Origin of the sequence: Sphingobium sp. MP9-4 (assembly GCF_005281675.1) — a bacterium.
Lineage (GTDB): Bacteria > Pseudomonadota > Alphaproteobacteria > Sphingomonadales > Sphingomonadaceae > Sphingobium > Sphingobium yanoikuyae.
Genome location: NZ_LUFI01000040.1, coordinates 36022 through 58268, shown reverse-complemented (window position 1 = coordinate 58268; position 22247 = coordinate 36022). Strand labels below are relative to the sequence as shown.

17 protein-coding genes are annotated in these 22247 nt (G+C 65.4%); 10 read left to right on the top strand and 7 right to left on the bottom strand.

Going from position 1 to position 22247, the window contains the following annotated elements; genetic code table 11:
* Positions 1 to 118 precede the first annotated feature (118 nt).
* From A0U87_RS14035 to A0U87_RS14010, 6 genes are read right to left on the bottom strand one after another with little or no spacing between them, the layout of a single operon-like run.
* Positions 119 to 2455 (bottom strand): glycoside hydrolase family 31 protein, encoded by a 2337-nt coding sequence (locus A0U87_RS14035; protein WP_048937610.1) that lies wholly within the window; start codon positions 2453 to 2455, stop codon positions 119 to 121.
* A 23-nt stretch (positions 2456 to 2478) separates the two neighbouring features.
* Positions 2479 to 4104, bottom strand: a complete 1626-nt coding sequence (locus A0U87_RS14030; RefSeq protein ID WP_137405642.1) for an alpha-L-fucosidase — start codon at positions 4102 to 4104, stop codon at positions 2479 to 2481.
* Positions 4104 to 4910 carry an SGNH/GDSL hydrolase family protein gene (locus tag A0U87_RS14025; RefSeq protein ID WP_137405643.1) on the bottom strand — a complete coding sequence of 269 codons (807 nt, stop codon included), beginning with the start codon at positions 4908 to 4910 and terminating at the stop codon, positions 4104 to 4106. The genes A0U87_RS14030 and A0U87_RS14025 overlap by 1 nt, the downstream gene beginning before the upstream one ends.
* A gap of 8 nt (positions 4911 to 4918) precedes the next feature.
* A complete protein-coding gene (locus A0U87_RS14020) occupies positions 4919 to 5713 on the bottom strand; it encodes a GDSL-type esterase/lipase family protein (protein WP_137405641.1) in 795 nt (264 codons plus the stop codon).
* Positions 5710 to 6678, bottom strand: coding sequence for an alpha/beta hydrolase (locus A0U87_RS14015; RefSeq protein ID WP_048937607.1), 969 nt, complete (start codon positions 6676 to 6678; stop codon positions 5710 to 5712). Before A0U87_RS14015 ends, A0U87_RS14020 begins: the two co-directional genes overlap by 4 nt.
* Positions 6675 to 7466, bottom strand: a complete 792-nt coding sequence (locus A0U87_RS14010; protein ID WP_048937606.1) for an IclR family transcriptional regulator — start codon at positions 7464 to 7466, stop codon at positions 6675 to 6677. Before A0U87_RS14010 ends, A0U87_RS14015 begins: the two co-directional genes overlap by 4 nt.
* Positions 7467 to 7720: 254 nt before the next feature.
* Here A0U87_RS14010 and A0U87_RS14005 point away from each other — a divergent pair, with 254 nt between their 5' ends.
* From A0U87_RS14005 to A0U87_RS13965, 9 genes are all read left to right on the top strand, one after another.
* Positions 7721 to 10429, top strand: coding sequence for a TonB-dependent receptor (locus A0U87_RS14005; protein ID WP_048937605.1), 2709 nt, complete (start codon positions 7721 to 7723; stop codon positions 10427 to 10429).
* Positions 10430 to 10581: 152 nt separating this feature from the next.
* Positions 10582 to 11763 carry an L-fucose:H+ symporter permease gene (gene fucP, locus A0U87_RS14000; RefSeq protein ID WP_240700561.1) on the top strand — a complete coding sequence of 394 codons (1182 nt, stop codon included), beginning with the start codon at positions 10582 to 10584 and terminating at the stop codon, positions 11761 to 11763.
* The gene (locus A0U87_RS13995) at positions 11760 to 12584 is read left to right on the top strand and encodes an amidohydrolase family protein (RefSeq protein WP_137405639.1); all 825 of its coding nucleotides are present in this window, start codon (positions 11760 to 11762) and stop codon (positions 12582 to 12584) included. The genes fucP and A0U87_RS13995 overlap by 4 nt, the downstream gene beginning before the upstream one ends.
* Positions 12581 to 13564, top strand: coding sequence for an aldo/keto reductase (locus A0U87_RS13990; protein WP_137405638.1), 984 nt, complete (start codon positions 12581 to 12583; stop codon positions 13562 to 13564). The genes A0U87_RS13995 and A0U87_RS13990 overlap by 4 nt, the downstream gene beginning before the upstream one ends.
* Positions 13557 to 13865: a UxaA family hydrolase gene (locus A0U87_RS13985; protein WP_048937601.1), complete on the top strand. Its 309-nt coding sequence runs from the start codon at positions 13557 to 13559 to the stop codon at positions 13863 to 13865. The genes A0U87_RS13990 and A0U87_RS13985 overlap by 8 nt, the downstream gene beginning before the upstream one ends.
* A complete protein-coding gene (locus tag A0U87_RS13980; RefSeq protein ID WP_048937600.1) occupies positions 13862 to 15064 on the top strand; it encodes a UxaA family hydrolase in 1203 nt (400 codons plus the stop codon). Before A0U87_RS13985 ends, A0U87_RS13980 begins: the two co-directional genes overlap by 4 nt.
* Positions 15061 to 15804, top strand: a complete 744-nt coding sequence (locus A0U87_RS13975; protein WP_234415724.1) for an SDR family oxidoreductase — start codon at positions 15061 to 15063, stop codon at positions 15802 to 15804. Before A0U87_RS13980 ends, A0U87_RS13975 begins: the two co-directional genes overlap by 4 nt.
* Positions 15804 to 16148, top strand: coding sequence for an L-rhamnose mutarotase (locus A0U87_RS13970; protein ID WP_007712318.1), 345 nt, complete (start codon positions 15804 to 15806; stop codon positions 16146 to 16148). The genes A0U87_RS13975 and A0U87_RS13970 overlap by 1 nt, the downstream gene beginning before the upstream one ends.
* A 13-nt stretch (positions 16149 to 16161) precedes the next feature.
* On the top strand, positions 16162 to 17781 hold the full coding sequence (locus tag A0U87_RS13965; RefSeq protein WP_048937598.1) for a DUF5597 domain-containing protein: 1620 nt from the start codon (positions 16162 to 16164) through the stop codon (positions 17779 to 17781).
* 587 nt (positions 17782 to 18368) lie between these two features.
* Here the strand turns inward: A0U87_RS13965 and A0U87_RS13960 are convergent.
* Positions 18369 to 18950, bottom strand: a complete 582-nt coding sequence (locus A0U87_RS13960; RefSeq protein ID WP_048937597.1) for a gluconokinase — start codon at positions 18948 to 18950, stop codon at positions 18369 to 18371.
* Between the two features lie 154 nt (positions 18951 to 19104).
* On the opposite strand from A0U87_RS13960, the gene A0U87_RS13955 reads away from it, so the two are divergent.
* Entirely contained in the window at positions 19105 to 22128 is a 3024-nt protein-coding gene (locus tag A0U87_RS13955; protein WP_137405637.1) for a glycosyl hydrolase family 28-related protein, read from the top strand.
* Positions 22129 to 22247: the final 119 nt, after the last annotated feature.

The following is a 22247-nucleotide window of genomic DNA, read 5'->3' as shown; positions in this document are numbered from 1 at the left end:
CGCGGCTGCGGCCTGCGCGTTCGCACCGGTGCTGCCGGCCAGGCCCGCGCCCAGCGCGGCGGCGCCCAAGCCCAGGCCCAGTTCGCGGCGATTGATACCCGTCATCTTCTTTGTCTCCTTATTGACCGACGATCTGCACCAGGCCGCTGATGGCCTGGCCGGTGGGCAGCTTCGTCTTGCTCGTCAGCGTCTTTGCCTTGTCGTCCCAGACCAGCTCGGCCTTCATGCCACCCTTGCGATAGGCATTGGTCGTGCCGTCATCGTCATAAAGGGTGAAGCGCGCATCGGCACCCGGATAAACCCGGATGTTCTCCAGGGCCTGCTTCTCGGCCGTGCTCTTCACCTGCACGCCCATCGGCACGATCGAACCGGCCTTCACGAACAGCGGCATGCGGTTGATCGGGGCATCCACCTCGATCGTCTGGCCACCCTCATATTTCTGGTTGGTCCAATAATCATACCAGGCGGTGCCGGCGGGCAGATAGACCGACCGCTTGGTCTGGCCCTGCTTGGTCACCGGGGCAACCAGGAAGGCGGGGCCGAACATATATTGGTCGCCAATGTCCGCCACCTTGGGATCGTTCGGGAAGTCCATGAACAGGCCGCGCATGAACGGCGCGCCGGTGTCATAGGTGTGGCGGCCCAGCGCATAGATATAGGGGATCAGCGTGTAGCGCAGGCGCAGCCAGTCGGCCAGGATCGGCTCGGCCGCCTTGCCATAGGTCCACAATTCCGTGTCCGGGCGCTGGCCATGGATGCGCAGCGTCGGCGTGAACACGCTATATTGGAACCAGCGCACGAACAGTTCGGGATAGTCGCTATAATCCGCACCCGCCGCCGTCATGCCGGCCGGATCGAGCAGCACCGGATGCTGCGCCTTGGGGCCGCTCGGCCACTGCCAGCCGCCAATGTCGCTGCCCCAATAGGCCAGGCCCGACGCGGTGAAGTTGAGGCCGGCGGGCACCTGCCGGTCGAGCGCTTCCCAGGTCGACTTGATGTCCGACGACCAGAACAGGCCGCCATTGCGCTGCGAGCCGAGATAGGCGGCGCGGGCCAGGATCATGTTGCGGAAATTGGGGCGGTCGCGCTCCGAGCCTTCGGCCACGCCCGACGTATGCACCAGCGGGAACAGGTTATGATAGCGGTCGCCCGAACCGATCGAATAGAAATAGCCGTCCGGCACCAGATCCGGCTCGGTCTCGTCCAGCCAGAACCAGTCGAAGCCCTGGCTCGCAATATTGTCGCGCAGCTTGCCCCAGAACCATTCCCGCGCTTGCGGATTGGTGCTGTCGATCAGCGCGCCGGCCCGGTCGGACCGCATCGGCAGGCCGTCGACCGGATTGCCGTCCTTGTCCTTCAGGAACCAGCCCTTGGACTTGAGATACTCGAAATAGCGGCCTTCGCGCTCGAACCGCGGCCACACGCTGATGATCGACCGCATGCCCATGGCGTTGAGCTGGTCGTTCATCCCCTTGGGGTCAGGATAATAGGTGCGGTCGATGTCGAGCTGGCCCATGCGGGTCCAGTAGAACCAGTCCAGCACCATGATATCGAGCGGCAGATTGCGCTGGCGATAGCCATTGGCGACGTCGAGCAATTCCTTCTGGCTCTCGTAGCGCGCCTTGCTCTGGATCAGGCCGAAACCGGCCTTGGGCGGCAGCGGCGTCGCGCCGGTCAGCTTGGCATAGCCGGCATAGAGGTCATCGGTGGTCTTGCCGGTGATGACGAAGAAGGACACGCGTTCGCCGACCTGGCTCTGGAAACGGGTCGAATTGTGCAGGCCCGGCCACACCAAAGTGCGCGCCGGATTGTCCCAGACGATGCCATAGCCCTTGTTGGTGACCAGGAAGGGGACGCAGACGGTCTCGCCGGCCGGCGCGTCATAGCTGTGCGAACAGTCGATCTGCTTGCCGCGCAGATCCATATAGCCTTCCTGGTTCTGGCCCAGGCCGTAATAATGCTCGTCCAGCGGCGCGTCGAAGCTGGCGCCGACCTTGAAGGTCTTCTCGCCATTGACGGTCACGGGCGCCATTTCCCAGCCGGTCATCTTGGTGAGGACGGTGCCGCTGGCATCCTTCACCGACAGGCTGACCGGCGGCAGGGCCGGCGCGAAATAGCGCTGCATCTGGGTCGGCGCACCGGGCCAGGGCTGGGCATCGATCGTCAGCGAGATCGCCGAGGAGGTGAAGATGTCGCCGGTCGCGTCGCTGCTATGGGTCCAGCCGGTGGCATCGGCCTTGGCATTGGGGCCTTCGCCCGGTGCCGCCTGCGCCAGGTCCGGGTCCATCGCGATGGTGACGCGCACGATATTGGGGGCATAGGGTTCGATCGCGACCCGGCTGCCATTGCGGTCCAGCAGCGCCATCGGCGCGGCCAGCGCCGGTGCGGCGATGGCGATGCAGGATGCACCCAATGCGATCCCCGCCAGTCTTGCCTTGAAGCCCTTTGCGATCATCCCAGTCATTCCCTGTACTTGCATTAAACCAGACCCCGGCCGTCGATGCGGACGGCGGGGACGAAATCGATGCCGTGCGGCATGGTGAAGTGGAGGCCCGCGCCATCCTGACGGAAGGCAAGCTGGCCGCCGCCGAGCAGCGTCACCCGCTCGATTGTGCCAGTCCCTTGGCCGCGCGCCAGTGAGCGGATGGTCGTAGATCCGGCCGGCTTGCCCAGGAACAGCGCATAGAGCGCGCCCTTGTTGGTGGTGAAGCGGATGTCCTGCGCGGTGAAGGGCTTGGCCTTCTCCTCATTCTGCATGCCCACGATCGCCTGGGTCGGCCCTTCGCCATAGCGCTTCCACGGGCGCGAACCGAAGATCGCCTCGCCGCCATGCACCATCCATCCCGCCATCGCGTCCAGGATCTTCTCGGCCTCGCTGTCGATGGAACCGTCGCCGGGCTGTGGGATGGACAGCATCAGATTGCCGTTCTTCGACACGACATCGGCCAGCCGCTGGATCACCTGTTCGGCGCTCTTGTAGCTTTTGTCGGTCAGCCGGGCGATATTGTAGAACCAGTCGCCGATGCAGGTGTCGGTCTGCCACGGCTCGTCCCAGATATGGTCGGTATAGCCGCGCTCGACATCCTGGACGATGCCGAACCGGGCATAGGGCTTGAGCTGCTTGCCGGTCATGACCACGTCGATCTTGCCGTGCCATTCGATCGACCGGTTATAATAGTCCGCCGCCGCTTCCAGCCCTACCGGTCCGAAGGGCAGTTCATGATCGTCCATATAGACCATGTCGGGCTTGTATTTCGCCACCAGGTCGGTCTGGCGCAGCAGCCAGCGGGTGACATAGGCCGGGTCGTCCTTCGGCCCGGTCTCGATCCACTGGCCGTTATTGGCGTCGTGCCACTTGTCCATCGCCTCGATCGTGTCGATGCCGTCGGGCAGCACGGCATGGCCGCCGGTATAAAGTTCGCGCGGGTCAAGGCCATCCCACCATTGGCCCTTGCCGTCTTCCTTGCGCAGTCGATACGCATCATAGCGCACGCCCTTTTGCGGGCCGACCGGATCATAGCCATAAGCGGGCTGATACCAGTGCCAGGCATGGGCGGCATGGTTCGACACGCCGAATTTCAGGCCGGCCTTGCGCGCCGCCTTTTCCCAGATGCCGACGATGTCCTTCTTCGGCCCGACGCGCAGGCTGTTCCAGGCGTGATAGCGGCTGTCATAGCAATCGAGATTGTCGTGATGGCAGGCCAGCGCCATGAAATATTTGGCGCCGGCCTTCTGATATTTGGCCATCAGCGCATCGGGATCCCACTTGTCGGCGGTCCAGAGATTCTGGATGTCCTTCATCCCCGCGACCGACGGATGGCCGTAGGTCTTGAGGTGATGTTCGTACATCGGGTGGCCCTGCATATACATGAAACGGCCATACCAGTCGCCCTGCGCCGGCACCGATTGCGGGCCCCAGTGCGACCACATGCCCAGCTTCGCGTCGCGGAACCAGTCGGGATAGCGGTAATTGTCGACCAGCGAGGGCCAGCTTGCCTGCACCGGGCCTTTGGCGGTGCCCATAGGGCTGGCCGCGCGGGCAGCATTGGCCAGGCCCAGCGCAGCCGCGCCCGCCAGGAAGGATCGGCGTCCGAAATCCTGCATCACTTGGTTCCCAGCGCTTTGGCGATCGCGGCCTCGGCCAGCGGGCGCATGATGGCATAGCCCTCCCTGGTCGGATGGACGCCGTCGCTCGACAGGCCCGGCTTCATCGCGCCATCGGGCTGCGCCATCGCCTTGTGATAGTCGACGAAGGTGAAGCCGTTGGCGCGGGCATAGTCGGCCAGCCACTTGTTGATGGCAGCTACCTGCGGCGCGGGCGTCATGCCGGGGCTCCAGGGGAAGGCGGCAGCGGGGGGCACGGAGGCGATGATGACCTTGATGCCATGCGCGCGGGCGAGGTCGGCCATGGTCTGGATATTGCCCAGCACCGTTTCCATCGTTGCCGCGCCGGTATTGCCGGCGATGTCGTTGGTCATCGCCATGATGTGGACCGCCTGCGGCTTCAGCGCGATCACGTCATTGCGGAAGCGCACCAGCATCTGCTGCGTCGTCTGGCCGCTGATGCCGCGATCGACCAGCCCGTTCTGGAACATGGTCGGGTCCAGGTTGATCCAGTTGTCGGTGATGGAATCGCCCATGAAGACGACGCGGACTTTCTGGCCCTCGATTGCCTTGTTGGCGGCGGCATAACGGCACAGCTGCCCGAAATCGCGGGTCAGCATGTGCAGGTTCCACAGCTTCCAACCGGCCTCGTCGCTCGGCTTCTCGTGGGTGGGGCAGGGATCGGCGACGATGCCGACCGGATCATTGGCATGCGGATCGCCCGGCACCTTGGTTTCGGCGAGGGCCGGCATGGCCAGCGCCATTGTGCAGGCAGCGGCGAGAAGGGGGGCGGTGAAACGCAGCATCGTCGTCCTCATTTCCTTGTTCCTAGCGCCTGCGCGATCGCTCTGGCGGCGATCGGCGCCATCACGGCATAGCCATTGTTCAGCGGATGGACGCCGTCCTGGGTATAGGCGGTGGCCATCAGGCCATTCTGGTCGCCCATCGCGGCATGATAATCGGCAAAGACATGGCCATGCTGCACGCAATAGGCACGCAGCCACTGGTTGAGCGCGACCAGTTCGGCCGGCTTGCGCTCCGCCACGACATCCTTCGCCGCATCCGTGTAGTTGTTGACCGGCAGGATCGATCCGAACACGACCTTGATATGATGGGCGGTGGCGATGTCGGCCATCGCTTCCCAGTTGGCCTCGATCTGCTCGGGGCTTTCCTGTTGCAGGAAGCCCTGCACGTCGTTGATGCCGGACAGGATCACCACCACCTTCGGCTTCAGCGCCACGACATCCTGATGGAAGCGCAGCAGCATCTGCGCCGTCACCTGGCTGCCGATGCCGCGATTGACATAGGGCTTGCCGGGGAAGCTGGCGGCCAGGTTCCAGCGATCGGTGATGGAATCGCCCAGGAACACGACACGCTGCTCGCTCGGCTTTGGCGCGGGCAGGGCGGCATTGGCCGGGGCGTAGAGATAGCGTTCGCCAAAATCCTGCATCAGGCTGGGCACCAGCCTGGCGCGGAACGGGCCGAGCCATGGCCCCCAATCCTTTTCCGCGACGGTGCGGCGTTCGGGCGAACTTTGATAGGAGTCCGGTGCCGCGGACGCAGCGCTGGCGACAAGCGCGAGCAGGCCTATCGACAGCGCTGTCTTCATTGCGCCAGCAATCCCTGCTTGGCGGCGAATGTCATGAACAGGCCGGGCCAGGCCGACGCCTGCATCGTCTTGGGCAGGCGCGTGCCGAAACCATGGCCGCCATCCTCGAAGATATGGAGCGCGACCGGCCGCCTGGCGGCTTCCATCGCCTGGAACAGGGCGATGCTGTTGGCCGGCGGCACCAGCCCGTCGTCGCTGGCATGGACCAGGAAGATGGGCGACGTACCGCCGTCCACCCGCATCTCCACCGATCGCGCCCGGCGCATATCGGCGCTGGCGCCTTCACCCAGCAGCATGTCGCGCGACCCGCCATGGGTGAAGGGCGCGTCGAGGCTGACCACCGGATAGATGAGGCCGGCGACATCGGGACGCGCGCTTTCCCGATCAGGGGCATCGACCGGGGCATAGACGCGCTCGCCATGGCGCGTCGCCAGCGATCCCGCCAGATGGCCGCCAGCCGAGAAGCCGAGCACGCCGACGCGGCCCTTGTCGACAGCGAAATTGACAGCCCGCGCGCGGATCAGCCGCATCGCGCGCTGGGCATCCTGCAACGGCACATCCTGCCGCTGCGCCCAGCCTTCGCCGGGCAGGCGATAGAGCAGGATGAAGGCGGTGATGCCCCGGTCGTTGAGCCAGGCGGCCTGGCTCGTGCCTTCATTGTCGTAGGACAGGAAGCCAAAGCCGCCGCCCGGCACCACCAGCATCGCCGCGCCATTGGGGCGGGCAGGGCGGCGCACCACCAGCACCGGGCGGGCGATCCCCGTCACCCAGCGATCGGGCTTGGCCGGGTCTTTCGACTGGTCGTCGATCTTGCGGACGATCCGCGCGCCGGTGTTGCCGGGCGGCGGGCCGGGCCACAGCTCGATCACCTCGTCGGCCGCGGTCGTCTGCGCGGCGGCAAGGCCGGGCAGGGCGGCAAGGCCGGCGGCCGCGATCAGCGCGGTGCGGCGATCCAGCAGGGTCATTGCTCTTCCTCCATGGCGTTGGCGCGGGACGGCGCATCCTTGATCGGCGACATGGCCGCGCCGATCGCCTGCGCGGCGGCGCGCACCAGGTCATTGCACTGCTCGATGCTCGCCCGGTTGGCGGCGCCGTCGACGAAGGGCATGGTCAGCGACGCGCGGGCGATCCCGCCGACCAGGATCGGTGCCGACAGGTCGGTGATGCCGGTCAGCATCGGGCTGGGCGACACCGCGCCGCCCGCCGCGACGGCGGCGTCCAGCCGCGCGACCAGATCGCCTTCCTCCAATTGCGGATCGCTGGCCCGGATGTCCTTCAGCATCGCTTCGCGATTTTCGGGCGACTGGAAGGCGAGAAGGATGCGGCCGGAATTGGAGCGGTGCAGCGGCCGGCGATAACCCACGCGCACCGCAAAGCCGGACAGGCCCGGCGCCTCGATCGCGATGATGACGACCATTTCCGCCCCCGACACCACCGCCATATGACAGCTTTGCCCGGCCTGCCGCGCCAGTTCCTGCATGACCGGCAGGGCGGTGGAGGCAAGGTCGCGAATCGGCGGCTGGCTCATGCCCAGGGTGAACAGCCGGTTGGTCAGGCGATAGCCATCCTCGGCGCGGGCGATATAGCCATGTTCCTCCAGCACCTGGAGCATGCGGAAAATCTCGCTGACCGACCGGCCGAGCGCGGCGGAGATGTCGGACATGATCAGCGGCTCGCTGGAACCGGCCAGAAGCTCCAGAATTTCCAGCCCTTTCTTCAGGGCCGGCGCTTGGTAGCGCGCCTTGCCTTCCATCCCGATCCCCTCACCAATCGGGCGCTATCTCGCCTTTGGTAGCGCCATCATCTGTTGGTCCTTCCCTACACACCATCTACAGGTGAAATCAATTTTTATATTTCACAAATTGGAAACGGAGAGTAATAGGGCGCCGCGTTGGTATCGCTCCCAATAGGGAAATATCACGGCAGGGGAATATGTTTTTGCCGCGGCATCGCGGCGCCGAATCGATCAGTGCTCCGACCAGGGGCCAGGGGAGAGGAAGGGACCAAATGTTCAAGAATTTTAACGTGCCGTCGCGTGCGGAATTGCTCGCCGGTATCTCGCTCGCCAGCGTCATGCTGGGGTGCAGCGTCCAGGCGCACGCCCAGGATGTGGCTGCGGAACAGTCGAGCGATGCTCCTGCGTCCGAAGATGGCATCGTTGTCACCGGTGTCCGCGCCAGCCTTTCCAGCGCCCAGTCGATCAAGCGCAACAGCGATGTGATCGTTGACTCGATCGTCGCCGAAGACATTGGCAAGCTGCCCGACCGGAACGTCGCCGAAGCGCTGCAGCGCATCACCGGCATCCAGGTCCAGCGTCAATATGGCGAAGGCAGCTCGGTCGCGATCCGCGGCCTGACCCAGGTCCGCACCGAACTCAACGGCCGCGACATCTTCACCGCCTCGGGCGCCAACCAGCTCAACCTGGAGGACATCCCGTCCGAACTGCTGTCGGGCATCGACGTTTACAAGAACCCGTCGGCCGACCTGATTGAGGATCAGCTGTCGGGTACGATCAACTTCCGCACCCGCAAGCCGTTCGACTTCGATGGCCTGAAGGTCGCCGCCACCGCGACCCAGAGCTATTTCGACCTCACCGACAAGTTCAAGCCTTCGGCCTCGCTGATGGTCAGCGACCGCTGGGACACCGGCATCGGTGAAATCGGTATCCTCGCCAGCGTCTCCTTCCAGAAGACCGCCTTCCGTCAGGACACGATCTCGACCGAGCCCTTCTACACGCTCGATCCGACCAACGCGACCGACGCCGAAGTGCTGGCGAGCCTGGGCCGCACCGGCCAGACCACGACCCTGCCGCATGGTACCGGTATCGGCGAAGTCTATGGCGATCGCCGTCGCCTCGGCACCGATGTCGCGCTTCAGTGGCGCCCCAGCGACACGCTGGAGCTGACCGCCGAAGTCTTCCGTTCGGACTATAAGTTCCGTTTCGACGACTATAGCTTCTTCGCCTACAGCTCGGGCAGCGCAATCATCCCGCAGCCCGGCGCGGCCTTTACCTATGCCGACAATGGCGATTTCGAGAGCGGCACCTTCATCGACGTGCCGGTCGGCAACAACACCAGCGCCCAGACCCGTCATTCGACGACGACGGACTATTCGCTGAACCTGAAGTGGAAGCCGGTCGACAATCTGACGATCACCGCCGACGGCCAGTATGTCGATGCCAAGACCAAGAATCTGCGCTCGATCTTCGGCCTGAACGGCGTTGCCGACACGCTCTATCAGGATATTTCGGGTTCGGTCCCGGTCGTGAACATCGGTTCGGAAACCGGCCTCACCAACCCGGCGACCTACACCAGCGCCTTCTATCTCGATAACCTCAATGAATCGAAGGCGTCGGACAAGACCGCCCGCCTCGACGCCGAATATCGTTTCGATGCCGGCATCCTGTCGTCGATCAAGGCCGGCTTCCGCTATGCCGACCGCAAGAACCGCACGATCGACACCGGCTATCGCTATACCGGCCTGTCGGGCATCCCCAGCGAACTGGAAACGGTTGACCTGGGCGACTTCTTCCGTGGCGACGCCGACCTGTTCGGCAACATCATCGCCTTCAACCGCGGCATCATCCGCAACTATCAGAACACGCTCGACACGCTGGGCATCGCCAGCGCGCCGGCCTATACCCAGAGCGGCACCAACCAGCAGCGGCAGAAGACCTTCACCGGCTATGCCACCGCCTTCTTCAAGGCCGATCCGATCGACGGCAATATCGGCGTCCGCGTGATCCGCACCAATCTCGACGTGTCGGGCTTTTATCAGCAGACCACGATCATCCAGAATCCGGATGGCACCGAAACCAACGGCCCGACCGTGTTCAACCCGATTGCGGTGTCGGATGACTATACCTCGGTCCTGCCGAGCCTGAACCTGCGCGTCCATCTGACCGATAATCTGCAGCTGCGTTTCGCGGCCGCGAAGAATATCTCGCGCCCCAGCTTCACCCAGCTTGCTCCCAGCCTGACAATCACCGAGCCGGGTAGTGCGCAGCAAAATCAGATTCACACGGCCAGCGGCGGCAACCCGTATCTGAAGCCGATGAAATCGGACAATCTGGACGCGACGCTGGAATGGTATTTCTCGCGGACCGGCTCGCTGACCGCGGCGGCCTTCTACAAGAATATCAAGAACTACATCCAGACTGCGGTCGCCAACCGTGAAGTGACTTTCGACAACGGCAATACCTACACTTACGAAGTGACGTCCTATGGCAATGTCGCCAAGGGCAAGGTGAAGGGCTTCGAACTGGCCTATCAGCAGTTCTTCGACTTCCTGCCCGGTCCGTTCGACGGCCTCGGCATGCAGGCGAACTTCACCTATGTGGACTCGCAGGCACCGTCGCCCGCCACCAGCGGCCCCGTCACCAACGTTCCGCTCGAACTGCTGTCGAAATATAATTACAACATCGTCGGCATCTACGAGAAGGGCGGCCTGTCGGCCCGCGTCGCCTATAACTGGCGCAGCAAATATGTCGTGACCACCGCGGGCAACGGCACCGGCAGCCTGCCGATCTTCAACAAGCCCTTCGGTCAGCTCGATGCGTCGATCAGCTATAATGTGACCCCGCAGTTCGCGCTGGCGCTGGACGGCACCAACCTGACCAACACCCGTCGTGCGACCTATTTCGGCATCGACAGCCGCCCGCGTGACGTGGTGGTCAATGACCGTCGCATCAGCCTGACGGCCCGGATCACCTACTGATCCGCATGGGAGGCGTATAACCTCCCCCGACTGCGCAGGCCCGATCCCAACAGGGACGGGCCTGCCATGTTCGCCAATAGAGAGGATGGGTGATGCAGGCAGATGCCAGGGTAGACAGACAGGAAGATAGCGGCGCCACAAAGATGGCGGTCATGCTGACGATCGGCCTCTTCTTCCTCTGGGGCCTTGCCAATAATCTCAACGACGTGCTGATCGCCCATTTCCGGCACGCCTTCGCCCTTTCGGATTTCGCCTCGGGCCTGGTCCAGTCGGCCTTCTATCTGGGCTATTTCTGCTTCGCCATTCCCGCCGCGCTGACGGCGCAGCGTTTCGGCTACAAGGCGACGGTGATCCTGGGCCTGCTGCTGTTCGCGCTTGGGGCCTTGCTGTTCCTGCCGGCCTCCGCCGCGGTCAGCTATCCCTTCTTCCTGTTCGCCCTGTTCGTGATCGCCAGTGGCCTGGCTTTCCTCGAAACCGCCGCCAATCCGATGGTCGCGGTGCTGGGCGATGCCGCCGGCGCCGCCCGCCGCCTCAATCTCGCCCAGGCGTTCAATCCGCTCGGCTCGATCACCGGCGTGGCGCTGGGTGCAACGCTGATCCTGTCCGATGCCCCGGCACAGGGCGCCGCTGCTGCCTCGGCCGTGCGCCTGCCCTATCTGCTGATCGCGCTGGTCGTGCTGGCCTGGGCGGCCTTGCTCGCGCGCACGCCCTTCCCGAAGGCGGCGGTGGAGGGCCATGCCGGCGCCGCTTCGCCGCTGGCCGGCTATCGCCAGTTGCTGCGTCGTCCGCGCTATCTGGCCGGGGTCGCCGCCCAATTCTTCTATGTCGGCGCCCAGGTCGGCATCTGGAGCTATCTCATCCGCTATGCGCAGGCGGCGCTGCCCGGCATCACCGCTCAGCATGCCGCCTGGCTGCTGACTCTGTCGCTCGGCCTGTTCATGGCCGGCCGTTTTGCCGGCGCGGCGCTGCTCTCCCGCTTCGATGGCGCGCGGCTGATGCGGCTGTTCGCGCTCGTCAATCTCGGCCTCGCGCTGGTCGGCTCGGTCTGGCTCGGCCTGCCCGGCGTCGTCGCGCTGGTGGCCGCCAGCTTCTTCATGTCGATCATGTATCCGACCATCTTCGTCCTCTCGCTCGACGGCCTCGGCCCGCTGACCAAGCCGGGCGCGTCGATGATCGTCATGGCCATCATCGGCGGCGCGGTGCTGACCGCGCTCATGGGCCTGATTTCCGACATGGCCGGCACGATCAACGCCGCAATGCTGGTGCCGGCTTTCTGCTTCCTGCTGGTCGCGGTCTATGCCCATCGAATGCGTGGCAAGGGCGGGGTGGCATGATCGACGCCCATGTCCATCTCTGGCAGCTCGGCCGCAACGATTGCAGCTGGCCCGGTGCCGACCTGCCGGCGATCCATCGCGACTATGGGCTGGATGATCTGCTCGCGCAGCTCGATGCCAACAAGGTCGACGCCGCGATCCTGGTGCAGAGCCAGGAATCGGATGTCGACACCCATTGGCTGCTGTCACTCGCCGCCGAAACCGATCGCATCGCCGGCGTCATCGGCTGGGTTGACCTCACCGGAGACGTCGCCGCTCGCGTCGCCGCGATGCAGGTCGCCGGCCCACTGGTCGGCATCCGCCCGATGATGCAGGGCCGCACGCCCGACTGTTTCGACGATCCGGAACTGGCACCCGGCTTCGCGGCATTGGCCCGGCATGGCCTGGTGCTCGACGCACTGGTGCGGCCGCAGCATCTCGTCTCGCTCGCCCGGCTGGCCCGGCGCCAGCCCGACCTCTCCATCATCATCGACCATGCTGCCAAGCCGCTCGTCGGCGACGCGATCCCGGCGGACTGGCGCGCCGCCATGGCCGATCTCGCCGCCTGCCCCAATGTCGCCTGCAAGCTGTCGGGCCTGCTGACAGAGCTGGCGCCGGGGGCAGGGGAGGGCGCCGCCGCTCCCTTCATCGCCGAACTGGTCCCCCTGTTCGGCCCGGATCGCCTGCTCTGGGGCAGCGACTGGCCGGTGCTGACCCTGGCGTCCGATTATGCCGCCTGGCTCGATCTCGCCCGCACATCGCTGCCGGTCACGGCCCATCGCGCCATCTTTGCCGACAATGCGGCGCGCCTCTATCGCGTCACGCAGGGAGCTGCCGCATGATCGATGTCCCGACCCTGGGCATGGGCACTGCGCCCATCGGCAATCTCTATCGCGTCGTCAGCGATGCGGAGGCGCGCGCGACCCTCGACGCCGCCTTCGCCGCCGGCATCGCCTATTTCGACACCGCCCCCCATTATGGCTTTGGCTTGGCCGAACGGCGGCTGGGTGCGGCGCTTGCCGACCATGACCCACAGGGCAGGGCGCGCGTCTCGACCAAGGTCGGCCGCCTGCTGCGGCCCACCGACGCGCAGGGCGAACGCCATGGCTTCGTCGATGCCGATCCGTTCGAGCCGCATTTCGACTATGGCCATGACGCCGTGCTGCGCTCCTTCGAGAGCAGCCAGAAGCGCCTGCGCCGTGACCGCATCGACCTGCTGCTTGCCCATGATATCGGCCGCCTGACCCATGGCGACGCGCATGATGATCATCTCGCCGCCTTCCTCGACGGCGGTTATCGGGCGATGCGCGACTTGCGGGACGCCGGCGCGATCGGCGCGATCGGCATCGGCGTGAACGAGGTCGCGATCTGCCACGAATTGCTCGACCGGGTGGAACTGGACGCGATCCTGATCGCCGGCCGCTACACCTTGCTCGATCGCGGTGCGGAGCAACTGCTCGACCGCTGCGCCAGCGCCGATGTGCAGGTCATCGTCGGCGGCCCCTATAATAGCGGCATCCTCGCCCGCGATCTCAGCGGAGCGCTCCATTTCGACTATGCCGCCCCGGACGCGGCGATCCTCGCCCGCGCCCAGGCCATGGCGGCGCTCTGCCGCGATGCCGGCGTCGCGCTGCCCGCCGCCGCGCTGCAATTTCCGCTGCGCCACCCGCAGGTCATGGCCGTGATCCCCGGCCTGGTCGGCGCGGATCAGGTCCATGACACGATCGCCCGCCTGGGCGCCTCCATCCCCGACACGCTCTGGCCGGCGCTCGACGCCGCCGCCCGTGCCCATCCTCTTGCCAAGGCCCACAGCCATGCTTGAACATGACAGCCGCCTCATCCTGCTGCACCCCGACGACAATGTGCTGATCTGCGTCAGCGCGATCGAGGCGGGCGATATCCTGCCCGTCGCCGGCGGCACCATCCCCGCGCGCGAAGGCATCGCGATCGGCCACAAGATCGCCCGCGTGGCGCTGGCGCAGGGTGACAAGGTCATCAAATATGGCGCGCCGATCGGGTCGATGACCGCGCCGGTCGTCGCCGGCCAATGGGTCCATATGCACAATATGAAGAGCGATTATATCAGCAGCCATACCCGCACCGCGCTGGAGCAGGGCGCATGATCCAGGGCTGGCTCCGATCCGACGGGCGCAAGGGCATCCGCAATGTCGTCGCCGTCGCCTATCTGGTCGAATGCGCGCACCATGTCGCGCGCCGCATCGTCGACAAGGCCGATGATCCCGATGTCCAGCTGATCGGCTTCCCCGGCTGCTATCCCAATGCCTATGCGGCCAAGGTGATGGAGGCGATCGCCACCCATCCCAATGTCGGTGGCCTCGTCATCGTCTCGCTCGGCTGCGAAAGCTTCAACCGGGAGAAATTGCGCGCCGTCGTGGAGGCCAGCGGCCGTCCGGCCGAGCTGCTGGTGATCCAGGAAAAGGGCGGCACCGCCGCCACCATCGCCGCCGGTCTGGAAGCGGTCGAGCGGGTGCGGGCGCAGATCGCCGGGGTCGAGCGCGTGCCGATGGGCGTCGAGGAACTGGTCGTCGCCACCATCTGTGGCGGGTCGGACGGCACCAGCGGCATCACCGCCAATCCGGCGGTCGGCCGCGCCTTCGACCGGCTAGTGGCGGAAGGGGCAGCCTGCATCTTCGAGGAGACCGGCGAACTGGTCGGCTGCGAGAAGATCATGGCCGACCGCGCCGCCACGCCCGAACTCGCCGCGGCGATCGAGGCCTGCGTGCAGAAGGCGGAGGCCTATTATACCGTCATGGGCTTTGGCAGCTTCGCGCCGGGCAATGCCGAAGGCGGCCTCACCACCCAGGAGGAAAAATCCATGGGTGCCTACAGCAAGTCGGGCAGCTCGCGGATCGACGGCATCTTGAAGCCGGGCGATATCCCCCCGATGGGCGGCCTCTATCTGCTCGACGTCGTGCCCGATGGCGAGCCGCGCTTCGGCTTCCCCAACATCTCCGACAATGCCGAGATCGTCGAGCTGATCGCCTGCGGCGCGCATGTCACCTTGTTCACCACCGGGCGCGGATCGGTGGTCGGATCGGCGATCTCGCCGGTCATCAAGATCTGCGCCAATCCCGAAACCGGCCGCCGCCTGGCCGCCGACATGGACGTCAATGCCGGCCGCATCCTGGAGGGGGAAGCGACCCTCGATCAGGTTGGCCAGGAAATCTATGATGCCATCCTCGCCGTCGCGGCGGGCGAGCGCAGCCTTTCCGAACAACTGGGCCATCAGGAGTTTATTTTGACCTACAAGGCTTTCGATCCCATCGGTCCCGAATGTCTGCCGATGGTGGCGCGCGCATGAGCGCCCCGCAGAACGGCCGCCTCGCCGGCAAGACCGCGCTCATCACCGCCGCCGCCCGCGGCATCGGCCGGGCTTCGGTCGAGCGTTTCGTGGCGGAGGGCGCGCGCGTCTTCGCCACCGACCGCGATCTTGATGCACTCGACGGGCTGGAGGGCTGCGAGCGGCTCGCCCTCGACGTCACCGACGGCGCTGCCGTGCGCGCACTGGCCGCAGACATCGGCCCGATCGACATCCTCGCCAACATTGCCGGCGTCGTCCATGCCGGCAATATCCTGGAATGCAGCCAGTCCGACTGGGACTTTGCCGTCGCGCTCAACATGACCGCCCAATATCACACCATCTCGGCCTTCCTGCCGGGCATGGTGGAAAAGGGCGCGGGCGCGATCGTCAACATGTCCTCCATCGCCAGCTCGGTGAAGGGCATCCCCAACCGCTTCGCCTATGGCGCGACCAAGGCGGGCGTGATCGGCCTGACCAAGGCGGTCGCCGCCGATTTCGTCGGGCAGGGCATTCGCTGCAACTGCATCTGCCCCGGCACCGTCGATACCCCCTCGCTGCAACAGCGGCTGCACGACACCGGCGACTATGAAGCCGCCCAGACCGCCTTCGTCGCACGCCAGCCGATGGGACGCCTGGGCAAGGCCGAGGAGATTGCCGGCCTGGTCCTCTATCTCGCCAGCGACGACGCCGCCTTCACCACCGGCGCGGTCCATGTGATCGACGGCGGCTGGGTGATGTGATGCGTCATGTGTTGCTGATCGACCTGGCCGACGATGCGGCCGCCATCGCCCAATATGAGGCATGGCATGCATCCGGCGCGCTGCCGCCGGCCATCGGCGCCAGCATCCGCGCTGCCGATGTCCGGGCGATGGACATCTATCGCAGCGGCAACCGGCTGGTCATGCTGATGGAGACCGGCCCGGATTTCGACCCTGCGGCCAAGGCGGCAGCCGACGCCGCCGATCCGGCGGTGCAGGCCTGGGAAGCGCAGATGGACGGCGTCCAGCGGCCCTTGCCCTGGTCCGTCCCCGGCGCCAAATGGACCGCCGCCACCCGCATATTTTCCCTAGACGAACAGCCCTGAGAGACCCGATCTGATGCGCAATCTTCTTCCCCTGCTCACGGGCGCCATGCTGCTCGCCACCCCCGCACTCGCCCAGAATGGCGGACAGGTGCCGCATATCGAAAGCAAGAATGGCCGCCACGCCCTGATCGTTGATGGCGCGCCCTTCCTGATGCTGGGTGGCCAGGTCAATAACAGCAGCAATTATGCCGCCCCCCTGAAGCAGGTCTGGGACCGGCTCGACAGCATCCATGCCAATACGGTCGAAGTGCCGGTCGCCTGGGAACAGCTGGAGCCCAAGGAAGGCCAGTTCGACTATAGCTTCGTCCAGACCCTGCTCGACGAGGCGCGCGCCCATGACAAGCGCATCGTCCTCCTCTGGTTCGGCGCCTGGAAGAATACCGGCCTTGCCTATACGCCGGACTGGGTGAAGCTCGACAATCGCCGCTTCCCGCGCATGAAGACCGCCGATGGCAAGGATCATGGCGTGCTTTCGCCCCATGGCGCGGCCACGCTGGCGGCGGACAAGCGCGCCTTTCTGAAGCTCATGACCTATGTGCGCGATCATGATGCGCAGAATACGGTCATCATGGTGCAGCCCGAAAATGAGGTCGGCAGCTACCAGAATCCCCGCGACTTCAGCGCCACCGCGCAGAAACTGTTCGACGGCCCGGTCCCGGCCGAACTGACCCGTGCGCTCAAGAAGCCGGCGGGCAACTGGAAGAGCGTGTTCGGCGACACCGCCGATCGCACTTTCAACAGCTGGTACACCGCCCGCTATATCGAGGAACTGGCCAAGGCCGGCAAGGCGATCAAGCCGCTGCCCATGTATGTGAACGCCTCGCTGACCGATCCCTACAAGCCGGTCGACCCGATGACCGTGTCGAGCGGCGGGCCGCAGGGCGACGTGATCGACATCTGGAAGGCGGCGGCCCCCTCGCTCGATCTCGCCGCGCCCGACATTTATGACCGGGGCAGCCGCAACGTCTTCAAGCATCTCGACCTCTATACCCGGCCCGACAACGCGCTGATGGTGCCGGAAATCGGCAATGCCGCCGAATATGCCCGCTATTTCTGGTCGGCGCTGGGGCGCGGCGCGATCGGCTTCGCGCCCTTTGGCATGGATGATGCCGACTATTTCAACTATCCGCTCGGCGCCAAGAGCTTCGACGATGCGACCATCCACGCCTTCGCATCCAAATATAAGGTGCTGGGCGCGGCGATGCGCCCTTGGGCGAAGATCGCCTTCGCCCATCCGACCTGGGGCGCGGCGCGGCCGGACGACGGCACCCCGCTTAGCACCACCATGGGTGACTGGACGGTGACGGCCAGCTTTGGCCAGTGGCAGTTCGGCCAGCGCGACTGGTTCCCCAATGCCGACACCCCGGCCTGGGACAAGGCGATGGTCGGCGGCATGGTCGTGGCCCAGCTTTCGGCCAATGAATTTCTCTTCACCGGCGACCATGTCCGCGTCCAGTTCGGCTCGCGCGAAGGCGCCCCGGCCAACGGCATGATCGTCAAGGTCGAGGAAGGCCATTTCGAAGGCGACAACTGGGTCTTCGACCGCGTCTGGAACGGCGACCAGACTGATTATGGCCTCAACATCATCGACAAGCCGGTCTGGCTCAAGGTGACGATGGGCCGCTATCGCTGAGCCTGCGGGCAAAGTCATCGATGCGGGCCTCAGCTCCTCCCGTTACGGGAGGGGCCGGTTGCTGTTTGGAAACGGGGGGCGACTACTAACGCTCGTTTGCGGACGCCCCTCTATCTCGTCATGCCCGCCTGCACCGGGATGACGGAGTGGGGCGGTTTCCCACCATTCCCCTCCCGCTGGCGGGAGGGGCAGCGAGACTTATGCGCGCAGCGCATTAGTCGCAGCGGGGTGGGCTTTCGCGTCGTCCAGCCCACCCCCTAACCCCCTCCCGCCGGCGGGAGGGGGAACAGTCTGGAATTGATCGTCAGCGTCGGAACCAGACGCTTTCCTACTCGGTCTTTCTCTGATCTATCCTGCCGGATGGAACAGGCCGCTCTTCAGACATCACGCCTTTCGCCGGTTCGCTATTCGGCGTCGCGCGCGCCGCCCGGCGCCGGTCCGACTGTCGCCTTGCTGTCGCTTCACTGTCGCCTGACTGTCGCTTGGAAAGCGCGCCAGTGTCGCGTCACTGTCGCTTCGTCGGCGCGTGGCAGGCGCATCGCGCCCATTTTCGGCCCGCCATGCCAGGCTATCGACACTATGAACTTTCAACTGTCGCGTCGGTGTGACCCTATCCCAGCCAGGCCAGATTCCAGCCAGGTCAGGGCCCGGTCGCGCAGTTCGCTCGCCGGCACATTGGTGGTCAGGATCATCGCGCCTTCCTCGGGCAGCGGCGGTTCCAGCGTGGCGAGCTGGCTGTCGAGCAGGCTGGCGGGCATATAATGACCCGGCCTATTGCCCAGCCGCGCCAGCAGTTCGTCGCGGTCATTGTCGAGCAGGATGAAATGCACCGGCACGCCGATCGCCGCGCGCAGCCGGTCGCGATAGGTGCGCTTCAATGCCGAGCAGGCAGCCACCGCCACGCCCTGCGCCGCCACCGTGCCCGCGATCGCCGCGCCCAGCCGGTCGAGCCAGGGCCAGCGATCCGCGTCGGTCAGCGCTTCCCCGCCGCGCATCTTTTCCACCGCCGCCGCCGAATGATAGCTGTCGCCCTCCAGGAAGGGGCAGTCCAGCGCCTGCGCCAGCATCGCGCCCAGCGTCGACTTGCCACAGCCGCTGACCCCCATGACGATGACGGCGCGTCCCACGGCTTTGGGCGAAACGGGGGCAGGGTCGGCGGAAATCGGCAAGCGGGCGTCCTTGGTCGCTGGGGCAGGGGGATGGGTTCCCCCGCTATAAGGCCGCGCCACCCCACAGGAAAACTACGACCTTTGTCGCAAGTGCCAAGCCGCGACCGCTCCCCTAGCCATGCACCATCTATAAAAATGAGGATGGGAGGCGGACATGATCGGACGCAGCATGATCGCGGCTTTGCTGGCGGCAACAAGCATCGGGGCACCGGCCTTCGCCGCGACGACCTCGGTCTTCCCGGTCGCGCCGGCCGAGCCCCATGCGGTGACGGTGAAGGCGGTCGGCGATGGCCGTGCCGACGACAGCGCCGCGATCCAGCAGGCGCTCGACCAGGCCCGCGATACGACCGGCCATGGCATCGTCTTCCTGCCGTCGGGCACCTATCGCATCACCCGCTCGCTGATCGTGCCGGCGGGCGTGCGCGTCTATGGCGTCGGCCCGACCCGGCCGGTGCTGCTGCTCGGCGCCAACACACCGGGCTTCCAGCAGGGCGTGTCGACCATGGTGATCTTCGCTGGCGGCGATCAATATCAGGTCGGCAAGGTGCCGGTCCCGGTGCCGACCGTCGTGCCCCGCGACAAAGTGGTTCGGGATGCCAATTCGGGCACCTTCTATTCGTCGATGAGCAATGTCGATATCGAGATCGGCGCGGGCAATCCGGCCGCGGCCGGCGTGCGCTTCCGCATGGCCCAGCATGCCTTCCTTAGCCATATGGAATTCCGTCTCGGCACCGCCTTTGCCGGCGTCTATCAGGCCGGCAACGTGATCGAGAATGTCCATTTTCAGGGCGGCCGATACGGCATCGTCACCGAAAAGACCTCGCCCGCCTGGCAGTTTACCCTGCTCGATTCGACATTCGACGGCCAGCGCGACGCGGCGATCCGCGAGCATGAGGTCGACCTTACCCTCGTCAATGTCGCGATCAGGAACACGCCGGTCGGGATCGAGATCGACCGCGGCTACAGCGACAGCCTCTGGGGCAAGGATGTCCGGTTCGAGAATGTGTCGAAGGCCGGCGTCGTCATCTCGAACGAGAAGAATGTCTTCACCCAGGTCGGCTTCGACAATGCGCTGGCGGTCAACAGCCCGGTCTTCGCCCGCTTCCGCGACAGCGGCAGGACGATCGACGGCAAGGGCAAGGCCTATAGGATCGCCAATTTCTCCTATGGCCTCGCCGTGCCCGCACTCGGCCACACGGGCGACTATGCCACCACCGCCGACATTCAGCCGCTCTCCGCCATGCCGGCGCCGCGTGCGCCCGCGATCCGCGACCTGCCGCCGATGGACCAGTGGGTCAATGTCCGCACCCTGGGCGCAGTCGGCGACGGCAAGGCGGACGACACCGCCGCCCTGCAAAAGGCGATCGACGCCAACCGCATCCTCTATTTCCCGACCGGCTTCTACAAGGTGACGGACAGGCTGACCCTGCGCCCGGACAGTATCCTGATCGGCCTGCACCCGGCCATCACCCAGCTCTTCATTCCCGACAATAACCCCAAACATGCCGGCCTCGGCGCCGTCCTGCCGATCCTCGAAAGCCGCAAGGGCGGCGACAATATCCTCTCGGGCCTTGGCCTCTTCACCGGCCGGGTGAACCCGCGCGCCTCCGCCCTGCTCTGGCGATCGGGCGAACAGAGCCTGGTCGAGGACGTCAAGATAATGGGCGGTGGCGGCACGCCCACTGCCGATGGCAAGATGCTCGGCACGCTGCGCGTCAACACCGGCGATCCGGTCACCGACAGCCGGCTCGACGCCCAATATCCCAGCATCTGGGTGACGGACGGCGGCGGCGGCACCTTCGCTGACGTGTGGAGCCCCAACAGCTTTGCCCAGGCGGGCTTCTACATCACCGACACCGATACGCCCGGCCATGTCTATGAAATGTCGGTCGAACATCATGCCCGCAACGAATTCGTGCTCGATAACGTCCACAACTGGGAGTTCCTGGCGCCGCAGACCGAACAGGAAGTCGATGACGGCCCCGACGCCATCTCGCTCGACATCCGCAACTCCAGCAACCTGCTGTTTGCCAATTATCATGGCTATCGCGTGACCCGCACCTATGCGCCGGAAAAGAGCGCGGTGAAGATCACCAATTCGGGCAATATCCGCTTCCGCAACGTCCATGTGAATGGCGAAAGCGGCTATGCCACCTGCGACGATGAAGGCTGCGGCACCTTCCTGCGGGCCAGCAAATATCCGTTCGACAATGCGATCGAGGATGTCAGCCGCAAGCTCTTGGTGCGCGAGCGTGAGTTTGCCGCACTGGATATCGGCCCGGCCGGCAGCGCGCTCCCTGCGGTCGCGCCTTCGGGCACGAAGGTCGAGAAGCTGGAAGATGGCTTCTGGTCGATCTCCGGCGCGGCTGTTGACGCACAGGGGCAGCTCTACTTCATCGACCGCCGCTTCCAGCGCATCCACCGTTGGAGCGAGGGCAAGGGGCTGGGGATCGTCCGCGACCATGCGCTCGATCCGGTCAATCTCGCCATCGACGCTTCGGGTCATGTCATGGTCCTGTCCTCGCTCGGCGCGAAGGGTGGCGCCTATTCTTTCGACCCGGCCGGCCCCAAGGACGCGCTGACGCTGATCCAGCCGACCCCGGTGCGCAGCACTGGCGCTGCGAAGACGCTGCTGCCGGTCAATTGGTGGAATAATGGCGAGTTTCGCGACCAGCTCGACCATAAGAGCTACGAGTTCACGACGCTGGCCGAGATGTTCGCCCGTGACGTCGGCACGCCCAAGGCCAAGGAATATCTCTCGCCCGACGGCAGCCTGTCCCTGCCTGCCTTCCGCGTCTGGCAGCAGGGGCCGATCGATCATACCGGCTGGCGCTGGTCCGATGGCCTCAACGCCAATGGCTTCATTTCCGGCAAGATCGGCGATCGGCTGTTCGTCACCAACGGGTCGGAGAATATCACCTATAGCGGCACGATAGGGCCGGGCGGCACGCTGACGGGGCTGAAGCCCTTCGCCAATCGCGGTGGCGAGAGCGTCGCGGTAGACGAGCAGGGCCGGGTGTTCGTCGCCAATGGCCAGATCTTCGTCTACGGCGCGGACGGCAAGGAAAGCGGCCGCATCAACGTGCCCGACCGGCCGCTCCAGATCCTGTTCGGCGGCCCTGACAAGCGCACGCTTTTCATCCTGACGCACCACGCGCTTTACGCCGCAAAGCCCTGAAAAAGCGACGGTTCGCCGCCGCCTACGACCTATGTCGTAAGTGCGGTGGCGACCGCTCGGGATTAATACTCACACAATAGCCCGCCATGGGCGCGCCGACGCCGGGAGGGCGCCTGGTG

What these genes read in the sequence shown, in the direction of transcription:
- A0U87_RS14035 (WP_048937610.1), bottom strand. Translation starts at nt 2,455, where the DNA reads ATGATCGCAAAGGGCTTCAAGGCAAGACTGGCGGGGATCGCATTGGGT.
- A0U87_RS14030 (WP_137405642.1), bottom strand. Translation starts at nt 4,104, where the DNA reads ATGCAGGATTTCGGACGCCGATCCTTCCTGGCGGGCGCGGCTGCGCTG.
- A0U87_RS14025 (WP_137405643.1), bottom strand. Translation starts at nt 4,910, where the DNA reads ATGCTGCGTTTCACCGCCCCCCTTCTCGCCGCTGCCTGCACAATGGCG.
- A0U87_RS14020 (WP_137405641.1), bottom strand. Translation starts at nt 5,713, where the DNA reads ATGAAGACAGCGCTGTCGATAGGCCTGCTCGCGCTTGTCGCCAGCGCT.
- A0U87_RS14015 (WP_048937607.1), bottom strand. Translation starts at nt 6,678, where the DNA reads ATGACCCTGCTGGATCGCCGCACCGCGCTGATCGCGGCCGCCGGCCTT.
- A0U87_RS14010 (WP_048937606.1), bottom strand. Translation starts at nt 7,466, where the DNA reads ATGGAAGGCAAGGCGCGCTACCAAGCGCCGGCCCTGAAGAAAGGGCTG.
- A0U87_RS14005 (WP_048937605.1), top strand. Translation starts at nt 7,721, where the DNA reads ATGTTCAAGAATTTTAACGTGCCGTCGCGTGCGGAATTGCTCGCCGGT.
- fucP (WP_240700561.1), top strand. Translation starts at nt 10,582, where the DNA reads ATGCTGACGATCGGCCTCTTCTTCCTCTGGGGCCTTGCCAATAATCTC.
- A0U87_RS13995 (WP_137405639.1), top strand. Translation starts at nt 11,760, where the DNA reads ATGATCGACGCCCATGTCCATCTCTGGCAGCTCGGCCGCAACGATTGC.
- A0U87_RS13990 (WP_137405638.1), top strand. Translation starts at nt 12,581, where the DNA reads ATGATCGATGTCCCGACCCTGGGCATGGGCACTGCGCCCATCGGCAAT.
- A0U87_RS13985 (WP_048937601.1), top strand. Translation starts at nt 13,557, where the DNA reads ATGCTTGAACATGACAGCCGCCTCATCCTGCTGCACCCCGACGACAAT.
- A0U87_RS13980 (WP_048937600.1), top strand. Translation starts at nt 13,862, where the DNA reads ATGATCCAGGGCTGGCTCCGATCCGACGGGCGCAAGGGCATCCGCAAT.
- A0U87_RS13975 (WP_234415724.1), top strand. Translation starts at nt 15,061, where the DNA reads ATGAGCGCCCCGCAGAACGGCCGCCTCGCCGGCAAGACCGCGCTCATC.
- A0U87_RS13970 (WP_007712318.1), top strand. Translation starts at nt 15,804, where the DNA reads ATGCGTCATGTGTTGCTGATCGACCTGGCCGACGATGCGGCCGCCATC.
- A0U87_RS13965 (WP_048937598.1), top strand. Translation starts at nt 16,162, where the DNA reads ATGCGCAATCTTCTTCCCCTGCTCACGGGCGCCATGCTGCTCGCCACC.
- A0U87_RS13955 (WP_137405637.1), top strand. Translation starts at nt 19,105, where the DNA reads ATGATCGGACGCAGCATGATCGCGGCTTTGCTGGCGGCAACAAGCATC.